Source organism: Rhodanobacter sp. A1T4, from assembly GCF_014207185.1.
GTDB lineage: Bacteria > Pseudomonadota > Gammaproteobacteria > Xanthomonadales > Rhodanobacteraceae > Rhodanobacter.
Map to the genome: position 1 here is coordinate 209078 of NZ_JACHCP010000005.1, position 19063 is coordinate 228140.

Consider the following 19063-nt stretch of genomic DNA (forward strand, 5'->3'; position numbering starts at 1 on the left):
TTGCGCCGCGTTTCGTTTATCGAACCGTCTCTCAAAAGTTGGAGCCCTGAGAAAGCCGGAGCGGCTCAGGTGAAGCCTGCGCCGGGGTGACGGAAAAAATGTGCGGATGCCTCGGGCTTGGGTAGGCTTTTTTTGTTCGATAGCGTCTTAGAACCCAATGGCCATTTTGTTCATGGGGGCAAAACGGCGCACACCAGATAGGCGCAGATGGAATCCTGATGCCGGCTGCGAGGCTCGGCACTCGATACGTATCGCACTCACTCTGCCCTGAGTCCACCAACCATCGTTGTGGACCAGAGACGGCTGTTTCAACTTCGGTAGGGAAACTCGTTCGACGTTTCCCGGGGCACGTTTTATTGATGAGTGGCACTTTGCCATAGGGGATAGGGAAGCAAGATGAGTCGTATTGCATATGCACGTTCTGTATTGGCATTGGCCTGTGTCTTGGCGCTCACGCAACGCGCCCACGCGCAGACGTCGTCGCAGCCGACCACGATTCCGCTGGATGTGATTTCGGAGTCTGGCGGCGGGGTGGCCTATGACCGGCTTGGCATCAATGTGGGTGTCAACGGTGCCACGCCCGAGGAATATATTTTCGATACCGGCTCAACAGCCTTCAATATCGATGTGGGATCCGGGAGCGCCGGTCAGCCGTGGTTTCCGCTGGTGTCGGGCGTGCCGGTCGTACCCACCGTTCCGGCGTTCAACCTCTATGGCAACGGCACTTACGGCAACCTGGGAGCGAACAGCACCGTAGCGAGTGTGCAGTTCTACAACTCATCGTCCAGCTCGGTGGCGGCCAGCTTCACCAACGGACAAGGGCTACCTGTCCTCATCAACCAAGGCTCGGTTGCGACCGCGAGCAGCCTGGGCGGCGACCAGCAAGGCGCCCAGGTAGGCTATTTCCTGCCTGCCTATGGCTACGCCTATACGTTTGCCGAGATTGCGGCGGCTCAGGCCGCTGGGGTCGCTGTGAACACGCAGGGTGAGTTGCCGATCTATCTGGATGCCACCTGGCAGCAAAATCTCAACCAGGGTATCGGTCCCGAAGATGGCGGCACGTTTAAGCTGTTCGGCATTTTCGGTGCCGGTGAATTCGGCAACAACAGCATCCTGGGCAATCTGACCACCAGCGGATATATCGTGGCGGCCAACGCTGAGTTGGGCAGCCCGCAAAACTGCAGTGGCTGCGACCATGTGATCTTGAATCTCACCCCTGCCTTGCGTGCACAGTTCATCAGCCTGGTGCCTTGGAATGGAGGATCCCAAGGGACGTTCCCGTTGTCGGGTGCACCGGTGTCGGCGAATCAGTTTGATCTGGCTTTCGCCTACACGCTCAACGGCGGCAAATACAGCGCCACGCTGCAAACGTTGCTCGATTCGGGCACGCCGACGATCTATCTCAACGATGCCGGATTGCTGACAGGAGAGACGGCTGCCGGACACGTTGATCAATACGGGAACGAAATACCTGGCGTCACCCTGACCATGACGGGCAGTGCGCCAGGCGCGCAACCGACGTCGATCCTGACAGGTAATGACAACCTCGGCGATCAGAGCAATGTCGTCACGCCCGGCCCGGATGCGGATACGTCACCCGGTCAAGCGCTCTACGGCATTTCCTTCTTCTTCAACAATTCGGTGATGTACGACCTGCAGAACCAGGAGACCGGTTACACGCCGTTCTTCGTCTCGATCGATCCGATCTCGACTGCAGCCAATGGCTATACGGTCTCTGCTGCAATGGCGCCGCAGGGTATCGCTGGCATCATCTCGGGTAGTGGGCCGTTTATCGTGGCCTCGGGTGGCGCGGCACAGCTTACCGGCGCGAACACCTATACCGGGGCGACCAATATCGCGCAGGGCGGCTGGCTGGGTTTGGCTGGTCCCGGCACGATCGCGGACTCCTCTGGCGTACAGGCCGACGGTACGTTGGATATCTCGCGCACGTCCGGTCCGGCGTTGATTCAATCGCTCTCCGGCGCAGGCAATGTCGCGCTGGGTGCCAATACCCTCGAATTGACCAACGCCTCAGGCATCTTTACCGGCGTGCTGGCAGACGGCGGCCTTGTTGGTGGTACCGGCGGAAGTTTGGTGATTGCGCGTGGCATGGAGACGCTCACCGGCAACAGCACCTTTAGTGGGAGCACCGGCATCAGCCCTGCGGGCGCCTTGGTGTTGAACGGGTCGCTCGCCGGTAGCGTGCTCGATGCTGGCTTGCTTGCAGGACACGGCACAATCGGCGGCGGCGTTGCCGTGACGGGTGTGGTCGCACCGGGCAATGGCGCTGGCACCTACCAGACGCTGACGGTGGCGGGTAACTACCTGCAGAGCGCCGGGTCGACTTATGTGGCTCAGGTGGATTTTGCCAATGCCGGTATATCGAGTCAGATCGTGGTGAAAGGCAAAGCCGCAGTGGCGACGGGTGCACAGGTCGGCCTGCTCGCCGCCCCTGCAGGCCGGCTCTATACTCTGGATGCTCGCTATACGTTGCTTACGGCAGACCAAGGCCTCACTGGCAACTACACGCTGTCGGGCAATACGAACTTGAGCGCATCGCTTGGCATCAGTACTGCCTACGATGCCGATCACTTCTATCTGGATGTGATCCAGCAACATCCCCTGACCGACGCCGGCGATACGCGCAACCAGATAGCGACACTCGCCGCTCTCCAGAGCCTTCCGGCGTCCAGCCTGCCATTCGTCGCCGTGACCAATTTGGCCACGAATGCGCAGATTCGCCAGGCCGCCGATACGCTCTCGGGGGATGTCCATGCCAGTGTGCAGAACAGCTTCCTCGACGATAGTCGCCTGATCCGTGACGCGGTGACGGATCGCTTGCGCCAGGCGGCCGCTTCCGATGACGCGTCCGCCGCAACGCCCTCTTCCGCTCAGACAGTGCAAACACGCGCTAACGGTATGGCGTGGTGGGGGCAGTTTGTAGGCTCGTGGGATCGTCTCGATAGCAATGGCAATGCGGCCTCGGTGTCGGACACGGTGGGTGGCTTCCTGCTGGGCGCTGACGCGCCAGTGGGCGACCATGCCCGCGTGGGTCTGGCCAGCGGCTATACCCAGACGGGATTCCAGATGTCACAGCGCGGCACGACGGGCACCAGTGACGATAAGTATCTGAGCCTGTATGCCGGCACCCAGCTGGGAGGCCTGGGCTTACGCGCCGGAGCTGCTTATACCGAGCACAGTCTGATGATGGATCGCAGACTTGTCTTGTCTGATCTGGACGAGGCCGCCTGGAGTCGGAACAAGGCGTATACGGCCCAGGCGTTTGGCGAAGCGGGTTATACGTTCGCGTTCAAGGCAGCGACCCTCGAACCCTTTGCCCAAGCCGCGTATGTCCGCCTTAACAGCGACTCCTTCCAGGAGCAGGGTAGCGCTGCCGCGCTGAGTGGGAGCGGTAGCGATCATGCGGTCACCTACACCACCCTGGGCACCCATGCGAGCACGCGTTTTGCTTTCAACGGTGATTTGTTCACCGCTTACGGCACGCTGGGCTGGCGTCACACTTCCGGTTATGTGGATCCCTACAACGTGATGAGTTTCGCCAACGGCGATCCCTTCACGGTCGATGGCGTGCCGATCGCCCGTAATGCATTCGTTGTTGATGCCGGTTTGGCGGTCCAAGTATCTCCGGCTGCTTCGCTCAACCTGACGTATGACGGCCAGTTAGCTCGTCACGCAGTGGACAGCGGATTCAAGGGAGGTTTCACCTGGCGGTTTTAATGTCACTGATGCGTTAGTGCGGAAACAGGAATCGCCAATAGGTATCCCCCGGTAAAGCCGGGGATACCTAAGGATATTGTGCAGCGTTTTTCTGATGGTTAGATCAAGTTGTTCGATCGATACTGAGGCTGACATATTGATGTCTGCATCAGTGAGTCTTACCGCCAAATTTCAATTCGGCCTGCAGCATGATTTCTCGGCCATAGGCGTTGTAGTTCTCTACATTGAAGTATGGATATGACGTATACGTTGGATCTTTCGGCGGCATCTTGTTGGCAACATTGTTGACCAGTACGGACAAGTCCACGTTGGATGTTGCGGCATACATCAGGCTCCAGTTGAAAGTGACCCATGGATGTGTCCGACCGGAGCCAGGATAAGCAGCACCATCATTAGTGGCCGTGTAGTTAGGCGAAGATCCATAGCGGTGTCCGTACAATGCGCTCTTCCATCGGCCACTCAAACTTGACCAGCCCAGCGTGCCACCGACAACGCTCTTGAATCCGGCGCTATACAATGGATCCGCTAGCTGATTGATCGGAAGCTGGCCCGGTGCCAGCTGATAGTCGTGTTTCAGCATGTCGCTATAGTCGAGCTGCAGGTAGAACTTGCCGAAGTGCGCCGGAACGAACTGATACTTGCCGCTAACGATGAGCGAATCGATCACCTCATTGGCAAGGTTGGCGTAATACGTCGTGATACCCGTGATTGGACCAAGCGCAGCTCCCTGGCCATCCTGACCAGCACGTTGTACCTGACCATTGATCGGGTTTGTTATCGCCTGACACTCGGTCGAATTGGGATTGAGTTGGCCGAGCAGACACTGCGCGTCTTCGCGCATTAAAAGATCTGTGTCCTGTGCGATGACCTCGTCTTCAACGCTGTCATGAAGATAGTCGATGCTCACGCTGATATTGTTGTTGGGCGACCAGATGGCACCTACGGTCCAACTCTTGGCTGTTGTTGGTTGCAACGTGCGGTTGGCCCGCGCCTCACCAAAGACGTTGTTCGTATAGTTATCGCAATTGGTGCTATGCGCTTCGGCACATAGATAATAATCGGTCACTTGCGTGTAGTAGCTGGAAGGACCGAGATATATAGCGGACAAGTCGGGGGCCTTGAACGCAGTGGTGTAATTGCCGCGCAGCAAGAGGCTATCGAGGGGGCGGTATTCAATGCCAGCCTTGTAGGTGAATTTGCTGTTGCTGCTACCTTCATCCAGCGAATAGTGGTCATAGCGACCGGAAAGATCCAAGGTCAGCTGTTTCAGTAGCGGCAGATTCAATTCAAATGCCGATGCAAGGTGCGAGCGTCGTCCACCGCCCCCCGTCGTTGCATGCTCGTAGATGTCTCCATCGGCGAATAAGGGATTGAGGGGCTCATACCATGCCTCATTGCCTCCCTCGGCCAAGACGGCGACGCTGGCCTCGCCACCCGGGAGGGAAAACAAATGCGTGTCACTGATCGTGGCTCGCGTATTGTTGATCCACGTATTGCTGATTTCACCGATACCTTGAGTGAAACTCGCGTACTGCGCCGGCGTTACCGGCTGAAAGAACGCCGCGTAATTGGGGCGATATAAAGCGATCCCCGAATTGGGGTCGATTCCAACGGGTCTCAGGATGCTATCGAAAAAGCCGTCGATGCCGGCTGTGGTGCTCAGGCGTTCAACGACCTCGGTACGGTCACTGGTGCGTAGATAGTAGACGTCCCAGTCCCAGTCCGATTCTCCAAACTGACCATTTGCACCGATATCGGCCTGGTACAACACATCTTCCTGTCGGGACATCTGACCCGCGACGCCTCCAGGCATTTCTTCGGGCGCGAACCTTTTTTCGGGGTAGAGAATGCTTCCGGTACTGGCATCTTCAATAGCCCCTCCAGGCAAATCGTCCGGGAACCATCCCGGCACACCAGAGAACCACTTTTGCTGTTGCCAGTTCAGCAGCACATCGCTATAGAGCCGAAGCTTGTCGTTGACGTCGTACTTGAGTTTAAGCATGCCGTCGTAACTTCGGCTCTGATTGCCGTAGGTGGTATAGCCGTCCACATTCTGTGAACCGCAATAGTGTCCGGAGCCAAGGGAGGCATTCGCTCCGGTCAGGGCTGTGCTGCCCCCAAACAGGTGGTTGTCGCATCCGGCGGGAGGATCGAGAAATCCCATCGCGTTGCCCGTAAAGGTATTGGCTGTCCCGTAATCGAGAATGCCCGACTGAATAGTTGGCGTTGCCATTCCATCGGGATTTGCGTGGGTACCTGCAGTCAATGCACGTTGGTAGCCCCAGATCGGAGAAGCGTTGTCAAATTCGAACATGGCCAACAAATTGAGCTTTTGGAAATCGTGACCGTACGCGAAGCTCATGCGTTGACTGGCGCCGCCGCCATCGGAGAAATCACCGGTACGCAGCGATACCTCGCCGCCGTCCATTCGTTGTCTGGTCACGATGTTGATGACGCCGGCGACAGCTTGCGACCCGTAGATCGTTGAACTCCCTCCCGGCATCACGTCGATGTGGTCAATCATCGAAATGGGAATATTGGAGATATTGTTGAAATTGCTGGATCCGTTATAGAGCCGTCCGAAGTTCGCGACCGGCTTGCCGTCGATCAATATCGAGGTGAACCCCGGACCAAGGCCAAATAAGCTGACTGCTTGCGCACCCTGGGTAAATGAACCCGTTGTCTGCTGGCCCTGCACAGAACCAGTGGCAAGCACGGAATTCTGCAGGACCTCGGCCAGGCTATTGAAACCGCTTGCTTGAATGGCCTCGGACGAAATCGTGTACGTCGGCGTGGCTGTCTGAATCTGGGTGTTGCCGATCAACGATCCGCTGACGCTGACCGTCTCAAGCGTTCTGACTACGTTGCGAACATTTTGTGCAGCTGCGATGCGAGTACCTTTATTGGGAAGGACCGCAGGTCGCAGCACGATGGTCGATTCATTGATTGCGCTCCAGCTCAATTGTGTACCTGCCAGTAGCAGCTTCAAGGCATTGGCGGCTGTATAGCGGCCGGAAATTCCCTGCGTCGTCTTCCCTGTGACCAATTCCGGCGAATAAATGATCTGCACATCGCTTTGCGTCGCCAGTGCATCCAGCGCATCACGCAAGCTATTGGGTGCAATGGCATATTGCCGAGTCGCTACCGGTGGCGTATGAGCCGATGTTGGCGTGGCAAAGGTCATGACAGCGATGGCAAGCGCTACGGCTATCGAGAGTCTGCCCATGGCATGGTGATACATGAGGCCGAACGCTTTTCTGCGATGAACCTTGCGATGCGAAAGACGCGCATGCCCCTCTGTCAAAGACTTGCCCCCATTCTCCATTCCTTCCGCAGACCCATGAGGATTTGATGGTGGTGCATGTTTCACAACATGCTTGGCGCCACTTTCCTCAATGCGGCAATGAAGGATCAGGCTTATCGTCAACAGCCGGCTGCAGGTCATACTTTTGATTAACTGCAGGCTCACCAATAGCCTATGCCTGTACTGTGATCGAAGGGCTGCTATGCAAGTAAAACACGGAGCGATTCACGAAAGCATTCAACTGACGCATTCCCCTCCGAATATAGAACGATAGCCCGGGGCGGCTATATTCGATATCGCTGCTCAAAGCCTTATAGGCTGAAGCGTTCCGGGACTTGCGAGATGCTCCACAAGAAAAGCCCGGCCGTTACTGACCGGGCCTCCTGATTTTCAGCGATGACGTGACGCACGTCCTTGTGCGTCGCACAGTCACCAAGTTTCCCTGGCTTATTGCACCGTCAGGGAGACGTCGTCGAGCGTGAAGTCGGTATTACCCGACGACGAGGTTTCTTTGCCGGTGAACTTGATGGTGACCGTCTGACCGATATACGCGGCCAGATTGGCGGTCTCCACCGCATAACCGGTGTTGGTATTGAGGCTGGTGAAGGTCGACAGGGTCTTCAGCACCGTGCCGGACGAATTCAGCACCTGCACGGTCAAGGTATCGGCCGCTGTGCTCTTGGTCGAGTCGATATGCAGGTAATACTGCAGGGTCGCGGTGGTCTTGCCGCTTGGAATCGCTACCGATTGCGACACTGTATCGGTGTGCGAAGCACCATATCCGTCAAGCCATGCGAACCAGGTCCCCGCATGCGAGGTCTCGCCGCTACCGCAATAGCTGGACGACGAGCTGCTGGTGCTGCACAGCACACCCGAGCTCAAGGTCCATGGCGAGGCAGTACCGGTTTCGAAGCCGGTATTGACGAGGATCTGGGTCGGCGTACCACCACTGGAGACCGTCACCGATACCGTCTTGGCGCTAGTCTTGCCGCTGACGCTATCAGTCACCGTCTCGGTCACGCTGTAAGTGCCAGCGGCCGAATAGGTATGACTCGGGCTGGTAGCCGTCGAAGTGCTGCCGTCACCGAACGTCCACGCATGCGTGCTGATGGTGCCGCCCGAATCGGTGGAGCTGTCGGTGAAGGTCGCCGTCAGGCCGCTGGTTATGTCAGAGAAGTTGGCAGTCGGTGTACCGCCCGTGCTACCGCTGCTACCGCCACCCCAATACTTGGTGACATAGGCACTGAACTTGGAAATGTCCAGACTGCCCCAGCCCGTGGTGTTGTCGAAGCCGGTACCCGCGTTGTAGCCATTCCCGTTGTAGCCATTGTTGCCCGAGGTCACGTCATGCAGCGGCGTGGTGTCCTTGGTGAAGTTGGCGTACATATTCTGGGTCGGTAGGCCAAGCGTGTTGTTATTGGCGGACTCGATACGTGCCCAGATACCGACGAAGATCGGCGAGGCAAGGCTGGTGCCACCGTATTGCTGTCCGGTCTGACCATTGGCGACGATGATGGCACCCGTTGACGAAGCCGCATCGAACGCCAGATCCGGCACCTGACGCTTGGTTACCGAGGAACCCAGCGCCGTGGTTTGCCAGGCGGGCGCGGTTTCGAACAAGCTCACGCCACCACCGGTGGCCCACAGACGCTCATTGTCATCAGGTACACCGTTGTTGTTCAGGCCCTGTGGGTCGATCTCAGCCAGGCCTTCGTTCCACACGGTTTCACCCGCCCAGGTGGTGGTACCCGTCGTGCTCAACGTGGTGCCGCCTACCGCCACCACATTCGGCGATGTCGCCGGCTCGCTCACGCCGTAGTGCGTCAGGGAGATCTCAACCGTGCCGCTCGAATTCGCGACATAGCCTGGAGCGCCCTCGGTCGGATCGCTTGACCACTGGTATACGCCAGCGTCGCCCGCCGCGATCGAGAAAGTCTGACCCTGTGCGGCAGCTTGCACGAAGACCTTGTCGTCCGCTGCCTGCGTGCCGGAGTTGTTGGCAGCAGTCTCATCTTCGCCCAACGACACGTTGATGACCTTGGCGACATTGGCAGTCACGGCCTTGTTGTAGGCGGCGGTGATGGTTGCATCGGTCAACCCGCTATCCTGGCTGTCGCCGTTGATCGCGGCGTAAAAGATCAGCTGCTTGACGCCGCCCGAAACAGCCGTGATGTCCTGGCTGTCCAGGGCCCACTCGCCATCGTCGCCATCGTTGGCCAGGGTGCCGGTGCCACCGGCGACCGTCAGCGTATTGACCGTGGACAGACCGGCGTTGGTGGTGAAGGTCTTCAGATCCGCGATCGTCTGGGTCATGTCACCCCAGGTGATGATGCCCACTGTGGTGTTCGAGGCATTCGCCGTGCTGCCGACATCGTAGATCTTGGGAAAATCCGTCGGCTGATGCCCGACCTGGCTGCCCGTAGCCATCGTGCCCACCATGTCCGGCGTCACGTGATGTGACATGACGTGCGGCTTGTTGACGTCCTGCAGGCCCAGTACCGAACCCACGATGCCGCCCAGTGCTTGCGGCACCATGACATCGGCATCGTTCGCGAAATGCTGCTTACCCTTGAAGCTGAAGGTCTTCATGCTGGTGTTGAACGCGGCGTTCGCACTCAACGAGGTGCCGTCAGCGCTGACCAGCGTATTGTTCGGCGCCACACTGATGTTCTTGAAACCGAACTTCTGCAGATGGGCCACCACGACCTGCACCTGGGCATCGGTCGGTGCGTACTGTGCCTTGAACTGTTCCGGAGTCAGGTACTTGTGATAGCTCGCACCGCCCGGCTGGTTGAGTCCGTGCAGAAGGGTCTGCAACTGGTCAGTGTTACGCAAATTCAAGCTGAGGGTAACGTGCAGCGGCTTGCTTGCCTCCAGCGGCATGATCTGCGAGGCCTCGATGGTCGGATGACCCGTCATGACCAGCGTGGACACGTTCGCGGTCGCGCTCTTTTGCATGCTCGCATGTGTATTCGTTGAAACCCACGTATCGGCGGCATGTGCCGACACCGTGAGCATCGCCAGCGACAAAGCCGCGGGCAATAGCGCCTTGCGATATCCCGAAAAACGAAAACTGCTCGACATCAGTGAACTCCCGTTAGATTTTTTGAGACGAACGAAGCCAATACGGCTGTACCTGCCCCATGCGTCAGTCATTGCCGCAGACGAATGCGGCCCCCCACTCACCAGGATTGTCCAGCGACCCGCAAAACCCTCAGACGCCGATGCCCCCAACTTTCCATGTACATCGGCATTTTTTAGCGTCGCCTTCCCTTAAGACGGGAAACGAAAGAAAAGGCCTACCTGCGGGTTTGGGGACGGGAGCCTCTGCTGACCATCCTTTTCAGATAAAGGAAAAGCCAGGGGCTTATTTGCTGCGAAGCAGTACGACCCGCATGGCAGAGACACGATTGGCTCGGATGGGCCAACCTTGCTGTAAAGCCAGGATCAGAGTCTTCTGATCACCGGTGCGGAAGGCGCCACTGATATGGAGGCTTTCCAGCGAGGGATCGCCGATTTGCAGTTGGGTCGCGCTATAGCGATTCATCTCGGCAAGCAGATCCGGCAATCGCCAATCGTGGACGAACAATTTGCCTTCGGTCCAGCCCTTCGCGACTTCTATGTCGGCAGGACGCACTGGATCGATGTATCCGGATTGATTGAACACGAGTTGTTCTCCCGCGGCGAGAGACGCGGTCTGTGGTGTGCCATCCGGCAATTGAGTGGCGATGGCGAGCTTGCCCTTGAGCAGAATCACGGCTGCTGTGGAGTCGTTTATCCGCACCTGGAACATGGTTCCCACGGCGGTTACCGTTCCGTTTCGTGCATGCACAACGAATGGCCACACCGGATTGCCATGCACTTGAAATTGGGCCTGCCCATGCAACAAGTCTATGCGGCGGGTCTGCGCACTGTAGCGCTCGACGACTTCAGTATCGGTATCCAATGTGATGGAAGAACCATCCGTCAGATGCACGGTACGCTGTTCACCGGCTACCGTGGTGTAGGAGGTGCCGGGTGGGTCTGCAGGTCGAGCAAACCAACGTGGCATAGCCACCAACGCCAAAACCACGGCAAGTCCCAACGCCGTCACTGGAAAGAGCCAATGCCGCAAGAACCATGGCTTGGGTTGGGTCCAATGCAACGCGCGGTTCGCTGCCACCATGATCGCAGCATCCTTCACTGCATCCTCGCTCTGCTTCCACAGGTAGACGACCTCCCGGTAGGCCGCGGCATGCGCCGGGCTGGCAGTGCGCCAGCGCTCGAAAGCAGCGCGAACATCGCCCGGGCAATCCGGCTCAAGCAAGCGCACGAACCATCGCTCGGCTTCGCCGAGCGAGTCTATTCCAGAACTCTGGTCTGTGATTCGTTCGTCCATGCTCATTAAGACGTCCTTGCCGATGAATCGCCTACCTTGCGCTTTAGCAACACAAGCGCAGTGGCGAGATGCTTTTCGACCATCTTCACGGAGATACCGCAGCGATCAGCAATCTGAGCACGACTCATACCATGCACACGTTTCAAAAGATAAACGCGCTGGCATTTGGGTGGCAGCTCCAGGATAGCTTGCGTAAGGTGCGCGACTTGCTGCTCATATTCAGCACGCTGCTCCGGCGAATGTTCATGAGCGGCAATTTCCTGCCCATTCAACGTCACATGCTCCTTGCTGCGGTGCGTGAATGCCACACGGAACTGATCATGAGCGACATTGACCGCGATACGATAGAGCAGCTGCTTCCACGCTGTGGCAGGCTCCGACTCGCGATAGCGAAGCAATTTGGCCATGCTCTCCTGCGCGGCATCTTCGGCATCCTGCTCAGTCGCAGTGCGGCGACGCAAAAACTGTACAAGGCTACGGTACTGTTCGCGGATAAAAATATCGAAACTACGCGCCTCTGGACGCTGTTCGCTGGCCATGGTCTATGGCGACAGAACGTTCGACGCGTTATCACGCTTGTTGTCCATGCCCGAGTTGCACCTGCTTCTGGTTGACGAACTTAGCCGAATCATCATGGCACATGATCGATGTGCACCTGTGCCACCTGTCCTCTGCCAGTAACGGACATGACACACAATTTACAGTAAAGCGTGACACAGCTTCCCGACGGGGAGCGGCGAGATCGACAGCCGGATTCTAAAACGGGCCGCCACTCAAAGTGGGTAGACGTTAGCAGGGACATCCAATTTTACGAATTAACTACGTCGTATCCATAAAATCGCCACAGCAACTTTACGGCTCGCCACTCTACCCTTTCACCTAGGTTTATAGGGGAGAGGCGGGTGGAAAAGTTGCTTGATTCAAGGGTTTATTCAAAATCGATCCACCCTGCGCAAAACGCTTTCCGCTACGTCTTGGTTGGTGATAACGCGCGACTAAGTGCGAAAAAAGCTGTGACCACTTTATTGTGCGTTACGGCGGCCTCCTTCTCTCTGACAGCGCATGCCCAGTCGGGCCCCGCTCCGACTACCGACAAGGCGAAAGTGCTCGACGAAGTAGTCGTAACCTCGCAGAAACGAACCTCCACGGTTCAAAAGACGCCGGTCAGCATCACCGCCGTCAGTGGCGACGATTTGCAGGATCGCGGCATTACCAATTTCACCACGCTGGCACAATCGACACCTGGCGTTTCACTGAAGAGCGAAGGGCCCGGCCAGACCGAGATCGAACTGCGCGGCATGACGTCGAGCGGCGGCAATTCTCCGACGGTCGGCTTTTATCTGGATGACGTTCCGTTGACCGCCCCGTCCGGTGCGCAAAATGGCAAGGTCGTGATCGATCCGACACTGTATGACTTGAGTCGCGTGGAAATCCTGCGTGGACCGCAAGGCACGCTGTATGGTTCGGGATCGATGGGCGGTACGGTGAGATTGATCACCAATCAACCCGATCCGACAACCTTCGGCGGCTCGGTGCAGAGCACGCTATCGGGAACCGACGGCGGCGGCTTCAATCACAGTGACAATGTGATGCTCAATATCCCGCTGGTAAAGGACACGCTGGCGCTGCGTGTGGTGGCAACGGAAGCTCACACCAGCGGCTGGATCGATCGCATCGTGGCCAATCCCTTTCCGTTGGTGAGTACCAATGGCGCGACACGCGGAGATGTGGAAGCAGCGCCGATTGAAAAACAATATCCGGGCTCGAATGCTCAGCAGCTCGATGGATTTCGCGCGACCTTGCTTTGGAAGCCGACCGATCGCCTGTCGATCACGCCGTCATTCTTCTATCAGGACAGTAACCAGAACGGCATCAGCGCCTATGACAGCGTCCCCGGTACCGAGGCGCACTATCAGCCCTTCGATATCGCCGAACCTCTGTCGGACAGGATCAGCGTGTTCAGCCTCAACGTTACTTACAGCTTCGACGCTTTCGACCTGACCTCAAGCACTGCGCAGTGGAACCGCCGATCGAGACAGACCGAAGATGCCAGCGAGGATTTCAATAACCCGGATACCGGCGCGACCTACGCCTCCAATAACGGCCTGCCCAATCCTGGCTATTACGGTGCGACCGGAAGCGGCGTGGTCTATGGGCACGAAAATGATCCCTCCAGTCAATTCAGCGAGGAGTTGCGCTTCGCCTCCAAGGGTGACGGCAAGCTCAACGAGGTTGGCGGCATCTTTTTCAGCAACTACTCCGCCACCTGGAATTTCAACGGGACAACCGATAATCCGTCGACCTATATGGATCTCGGCACATTTGCACCAGCGACGACGACTCACTGGTTCGATGCGCAGTCACCGACCCATATGACGCAGTATGCGATTTTCGGCGATGCGACTTACGACATCACCAGTCAGCTCAAAGCCGATGTCGGCGTGCGCTTCTACGATTACAACTATCGGTTTTCCTCGGTCATCAGCGGCTGGGGATCGGCCCTGGGTGCGGCGACGCCATCGGATTCCGGCCTGATCAAGCAGTCTGGCGACGGCTTCAACCCCAAATTCAATCTGTCCTATCAGTTCGACAATGACCTGATGTTCTATGCAACGGTGGCGAAGGGCTCGCGACCGGGCGGCGGCAACGCCCGGTATCCGACCACCGGGCCTTACTGGAGCGCGGTATTCGCCCCGTATAATTTTCCCGGCGGCAAATGGCCGTCCAGTTACCGGCCTGACTCCGTGTGGAGTTATGAGCTGGGTGAAAAGGGCAAGTTTTTTGATCGCCGCCTGACCGTGAATGCCAGCGTCTATTACGAGAATTGGAGCAATATCCAGCTCGAGGCGCTCCCCGGCGACTGGGCTTTGAATATCAACGGCAAGCACGCGACTATTTATGGCGGCGAAATCGAAACACGCGCCATCCTGGGCGGCGGCTTCGAACTGGCGATCTCCAGCGGCTACACCCACTCCTGGGTGGATCCAGGATCGCACTGGCAGATCACGCCAACACATACACTTTCCGATGTGGCACCGGAGACAGGCAACGCCATTCTCAGTTATTGGAGAGGACTAACCGACAAGTACACCTTCAGGGCACAAGTGGAGAATGCCTATGTCAGTCACCGCTACTCGCTGGCTTTCCCCTATGGCTATTCGTTGAACGGCGAGTACATATCCCTGAGGTCGTATGACCTGACCAATGCTCGGGTGGTCATTGAATCCAGTGACGGTTGGGACGCGGCGTTATTCGTCAACAACGCATTCAACAAACACGCTCAGCTGGAAAGCCTCTTTCAAGAAGACCTCCCCAGCGCAGCATTCAATCGGATCGTCACCAATCAGCCGCGCACAGTGGGTGTCGATTTAACCTACCGCTTCTAACCCATATGACAATGAACTCCCGACTGCCGAGAGCTAGCTCGACCTTCGAGTTAACCGTGGACTGCACCCTGCGCCAGTGGTCTGGATCCCTCTTGTCCGGAACGTGCCGGACCTGACCCCATGCGCTTGCTTATCGGTTTTACTTCAAGGGACAAATGACCATGAAACGTCTTACGACCGTTTTCTTATTCACCGCAGCGATGCTGATCCTGCCGTCACACACTACGGCGCAAACCGTAGATCCATACACCGACGGCTGGGTGACCCACGTCACCGGCTCGCGACTGGAGATCTGTTTCAGTCACGCCGAGCCGCCGGCGGTTGGTCAGATCGTGCAGCTGCTACGCACAAGCTATGTGATGCCCAATAAAGGCCCCACACGTCAGACGTTCACACCGAACGGTCACGCCCGGATCGCATCGATCGCCACGCTTCCTTGTGTTATCGCGACGTTGCTCGATGGCGACGCGCAGCGAAGTGACCATGCCCGGCCGCCGTACCCGTCCTCAACCCAGTTACGTTGATCGGCACGATGGTGTCGGCTTGGCTACGAAGTTATACCGCTTCGAGAGCGAGCGCATTAATGAAATGACCATGTCATTTTGTAATGGCTGAAATATGCGGAAGATGGATTTATCGATGTATGGCAGAGGGCTAGGCTTAGCTCTCCCCCCATGGGTGAGGCTATTCCATGCGTCGATGCAAAATGATTCTCGCGCTTTGTGGGTTGGCATTGATGTTAAGTACGGGCGGTGTCGAAGCCAGCACAACCGCGTCTGAAAAAGCGGTACAGCGCGCTGACGCCACCACAACTGCATTAGAAACGCCCATGGCCACGCGCGAGGGGGTCCCGGCGTGGCTGGTTGGCGCATGGACCCTGGTACGTTGCGACAACGTTTATCCAGACGGTCGACTCGTGGAACTGTATGGGCCGAATCCTCAAGGGTTGTGGATCATTGATGCTCAAGGGCACTACATGATGCAGATTGTGCGTGCTGAACGCGGACGCTTTGCTGCCAACGACAAATCCAAGGGCACATCCGATGAATATCGGGCGGCGTCACTGGACACGAATGCGCATTACGGATGGGTAAGTGCGGATGGCGCCCAGTTGCATACGCATATCGCACACGCCTCTTATCCGAACTGGGATGGCAAGGATGGCAATACTTCGTACATCCTTCAGGGCAATCAGTTGACTTACTCCGTGGCCAAACCGACCAGTGGTGCGTCCGAGGGAGCACGAGGCGTTGTGGTATGGCGCCGCCTGACCAATTAATGCATACGAGCTTCGCCCTACCCACTACGGAGCAATACCACCCATGAAAAAACTTGTACTGTTTAGTTTCCTCTTGCTCGGAACCACCACGCTGGCGCATGCCGACGCGCAAGTGTTACCGGCATATGTGTCTGCAGCGATTGCCGATCATGCACGGCCGGCGGCCGATACGAAGCGGGACCCTGATCGCAAACCAGCCGAACTGGTCGCTTTTGCCGGCATCAAGCCCGGCAACAAGGTGGTTGATCTGCTCCCGGGGGGAGGCTACTTCACGCGTATCTTCAGCAAAATCGTCGGACCGCAAGGGCATGTCTACGCTGTCGTTCCAGAGAGCGTGGCCAACGGAGTTCCGAAAAAGCTCGACGATATCAAGGCATTGATTGCCGACCCCGCATACAGCAATACCACTCTGCTGATTCGCCCCTATGATCGCATCGGCGCGGATGAACCGCTCGATGTCATCTGGACTTCGCAGAATTACCACGATGTCTATGGAGCCGTCAGCGTCTTTGCGGTTGCCGGCAAGAGCGGTGCCGAAGAGACAGCCACGATGGATGTCGCGGCATTCAAGGCGTTAAAGCCCGGCGGGATTTACATAGTCATCGATCACGTCGCCAAGGCAGGTTCAAACGAGCACGACAGCAAGACTCTGCACCGGATCGACCCCGCCATCGTCATCGCACAAGCGCAGGCAGCAGGTTTTGTACTGGAGGCCCGCAGTGACCTGCTAAGCAATCCGCAGGACAATCACGAGAAGATTGTCTTCGCGCCGGAAATTCGAGGTCACACGGACCAGTTCGTGCTGAAATTCCGCAAGCCAAAGCCAATGAACTGAGCTTTATCTTTCTTGGAGCTGTAACGAGTCATTGACAGTCATTGGACGCAAGTCAGTCGGACAACTCTCATCGTCCATTTACGCATGGCATTTCAAGGAGTTCTGCTCGTCGGTGTCCTTGCACCATTGCGAAATGATAGGTTTGTATCTCGGGGCTTTAAAAAAGCGCAGGGCCGTATACTTTGCCCAGCATGGGCGAGGCCTGGACTGCCGCCAAGTGCATCCAGGATGCGCTTGGCGACCCCTTAATCATTTCGCCTGGCAACGGACTTTCGCATGAAGAAGCTCGATCTCGATGCCGTCAAGGCTTTCGTGCTGACCGCCGAACTACAAAGCTTTACACGAGCCGCGGCGGCGCTTGATAGCACCCAATCGGCCGTCAGTATCAAGCTGAGGCGATTGGAAGAACACTTGGGTCGACGCCTGCTTGAGCGCACGCCGCGGCAAGTTCGCCTCTCTGCTGAGGGCGCTGCCTTTCTCAATGCAGCGCGCGAACTGGTTGGCGCACATGATCGAGCCGTCGCTTCATTTGATGTGGAGCAGCGCCGCCTTGTGATCGGGATCAGCCACCAGCTCGTGGGTAGCGAGTTACCGGCTCTGCTACGACGCATGAATGAGCATGATCCGAACCTGGTGATTGAGTTACGCGTGGCCGGCTCACGCGAAATCAGTCAAGCCTACGAAGCGGGGGCACTGGACGCCGCGCTGGTGCTTCAAGCAAGCGAACAGCGACGCAATGGTGATGTGCTATTCACAGAATCATTCGCATGGATTGCAGCCGTGAACTGGCAGCCTCGGGTTGGCGAGCCACTGCCGTTGTCCACGCAAGGCGAGTCATGCAGTATTCGGGCAGGAGCGGTACAAGCGCTCGATCAAGCCGGCATTGCCTGGTCGGAAGTCTTCATCGGCAAAGGTGCTTCCGTGGTCGGTGCAGCGGCCGCGGCCGGACTTGCTATTGCCGTACTAGCGCGACGGGCAGCACCTGCAGGCACCACCGATATCGGCCCCCTGTTGTCACTGCCCGCATTACCCACCCAGGAAGCGGTGCTGTATACCGCTCTCAATGATCGTCGCTCACGCAACGCTTTGCATATTCTGGGTATAGCCTTCAAGAGCCTGGCTCAGGCCTGACGACGCGGCCGAAACGAACTATCGATCGAGGTCAACATTGTTCCCTGACAGGGAGCTGCGATTTCTCGCACGCTTCGCTCGTCGAAACTCAATGAGTCTCGTGAATAGACGCAGTGAAGCATTCGCTTTTACCAGAGGCATAGGTCCCTCCCACCATGGGAGCACGTGTTGCGTCTCTGTTTTGCCCGATTTGTGATTTGGACGCCTCATGCGCGATAACCTCCCCCGCTGCAGATGAGCAAAGGGTAGTTTGCAACCGTGCGCCGAAACATCCTTGTCCACGTATTTCAGCCATCGCAAAATGACATGAGCCGCCTCGGCGGTATTGAAGATGCGCATCTCAGAAATATCGGATTGCATCTGTCGAGACTTACCCGCGTTCTCTACGATGTTTTGCACTATGTAACGGAGCACGCCGAATGCGTTTCTTGTCAGGACTTTTGTTATCGACTTTGTTCGCCAGCTTTATCGCTACCGCGGCGGATAGCGGCAACACGACACCATCACTTGCAGGCACCTGGACCCTGAAGGCGGCATACGACCTGCACAAGGACGGCAACAAGACCTTTGGCTTCGGATCGCAACCCAAGGGCATTTTGGTGATCGATACGGGCGGCAGCTATTCCCTGCAAGTCTTCCGTAGCAATGAGGCGACCTTCGCTACCGACGAGAAGGGAGTGCGCAAGGAATTCAAGCCTTCCGAGCTTGCCAGCACGCACTATGGCCACGTCAGCCTCGATCCTGCAGCGCACACCATTACCTTTCGCATCGATCTGTCCTACATCCAGCGCTGGAACGGAACCGTGCAAGTCCGGCCTTACATCTTGTCCGGCGACGAACTGAGTTATCAGGTGCCAGCCCAGCCTGGCAGCGACAGCGTCGCCGTGTCCGTATGGCAACGCGTTGAAAATCAGCCGATGCCACAGTCACAAGCCTCGTGGAAACAAGAGCCATTGCAGCGTCGGCTTGTAACGGACGCTGAGAAGCCTTGATTTGGAGAATACGATGAAGG

At 57.3% G+C, this 19063-nt stretch carries 11 protein-coding genes; 7 read left to right on the forward strand and 4 right to left on the reverse strand.

The features are described 5' to 3' along the window. The first annotated feature begins 396 nt into the window (after positions 1–396). Entirely contained in the window at positions 397–3738 is a 3342-nt protein-coding gene (locus HDE80_RS11805; RefSeq protein ID WP_184671086.1) for an autotransporter domain-containing protein, read from the forward strand. A 148-nt stretch (positions 3739–3886) separates the two neighbouring features. Here the strand turns inward: HDE80_RS11805 and HDE80_RS11810 are convergent, their stop codons facing one another. The 4 genes from HDE80_RS11810 to HDE80_RS11825 form a co-directional block, all read right to left on the reverse strand. Then, on the reverse strand, positions 3887–7207 hold the full coding sequence (locus HDE80_RS11810; RefSeq protein WP_184671088.1) for a TonB-dependent receptor: 3321 nt from the start codon (positions 7205–7207) through the stop codon (positions 3887–3889). A 282-nt stretch (positions 7208–7489) separates the two neighbouring features. Then, on the reverse strand, positions 7490–10126 hold the full coding sequence (locus tag HDE80_RS11815; RefSeq protein WP_184671090.1) for a protease pro-enzyme activation domain-containing protein: 2637 nt from the start codon (positions 10124–10126) through the stop codon (positions 7490–7492). Positions 10127–10409: 283 nt separating this feature from the next. Continuing rightward, entirely contained in the window at positions 10410–11426 is a 1017-nt protein-coding gene (locus HDE80_RS11820) for a FecR domain-containing protein (RefSeq protein WP_184671092.1), read from the reverse strand. Further along, positions 11426–11959, reverse strand: coding sequence for an RNA polymerase sigma factor (locus HDE80_RS11825; protein WP_184671094.1), 534 nt, complete (start codon positions 11957–11959; stop codon positions 11426–11428). The genes HDE80_RS11820 and HDE80_RS11825 overlap by 1 nt, the downstream gene beginning before the upstream one ends. A 474-nt stretch (positions 11960–12433) precedes the next feature. Here HDE80_RS11825 and HDE80_RS11830 point away from each other — a divergent pair, with 474 nt between their 5' ends. The 6 genes from HDE80_RS11830 to HDE80_RS11855 all read left to right on the forward strand — a co-directional run bounded on the left by HDE80_RS11830 (position 12434) and on the right by HDE80_RS11855 (position 19043). Further along, positions 12434–14806, forward strand: coding sequence for a TonB-dependent receptor (locus tag HDE80_RS11830; RefSeq protein ID WP_184671096.1), 2373 nt, complete (start codon positions 12434–12436; stop codon positions 14804–14806). Positions 14807–14967: 161 nt separating this feature from the next. Continuing rightward, positions 14968–15330: a hypothetical protein gene (locus HDE80_RS11835; protein WP_184671098.1), complete on the forward strand. Its 363-nt coding sequence runs from the start codon at positions 14968–14970 to the stop codon at positions 15328–15330. Between the two features lie 182 nt (positions 15331–15512). Beyond that, a complete protein-coding gene (locus HDE80_RS11840; protein ID WP_184671100.1) occupies positions 15513–16085 on the forward strand; it encodes a lipocalin-like domain-containing protein in 573 nt (190 codons plus the stop codon). 43 nt (positions 16086–16128) lie between these two features. Further along, positions 16129–16920 (forward strand): class I SAM-dependent methyltransferase, encoded by a 792-nt coding sequence (locus tag HDE80_RS11845; protein ID WP_184671102.1) that lies wholly within the window; start codon positions 16129–16131, stop codon positions 16918–16920. A 276-nt stretch (positions 16921–17196) separates the two neighbouring features. Beyond that, positions 17197–18051 (forward strand): LysR family transcriptional regulator, encoded by an 855-nt coding sequence (locus HDE80_RS11850; RefSeq protein ID WP_184600069.1) that lies wholly within the window; start codon positions 17197–17199, stop codon positions 18049–18051. Between the two features lie 419 nt (positions 18052–18470). Further along, complete coding sequence (locus HDE80_RS11855) at positions 18471–19043, forward strand: lipocalin-like domain-containing protein (protein ID WP_184671104.1); 573 nt, start codon at positions 18471–18473, stop codon at positions 19041–19043. The last annotated feature ends 20 nt before the right edge of the window (positions 19044–19063 follow it).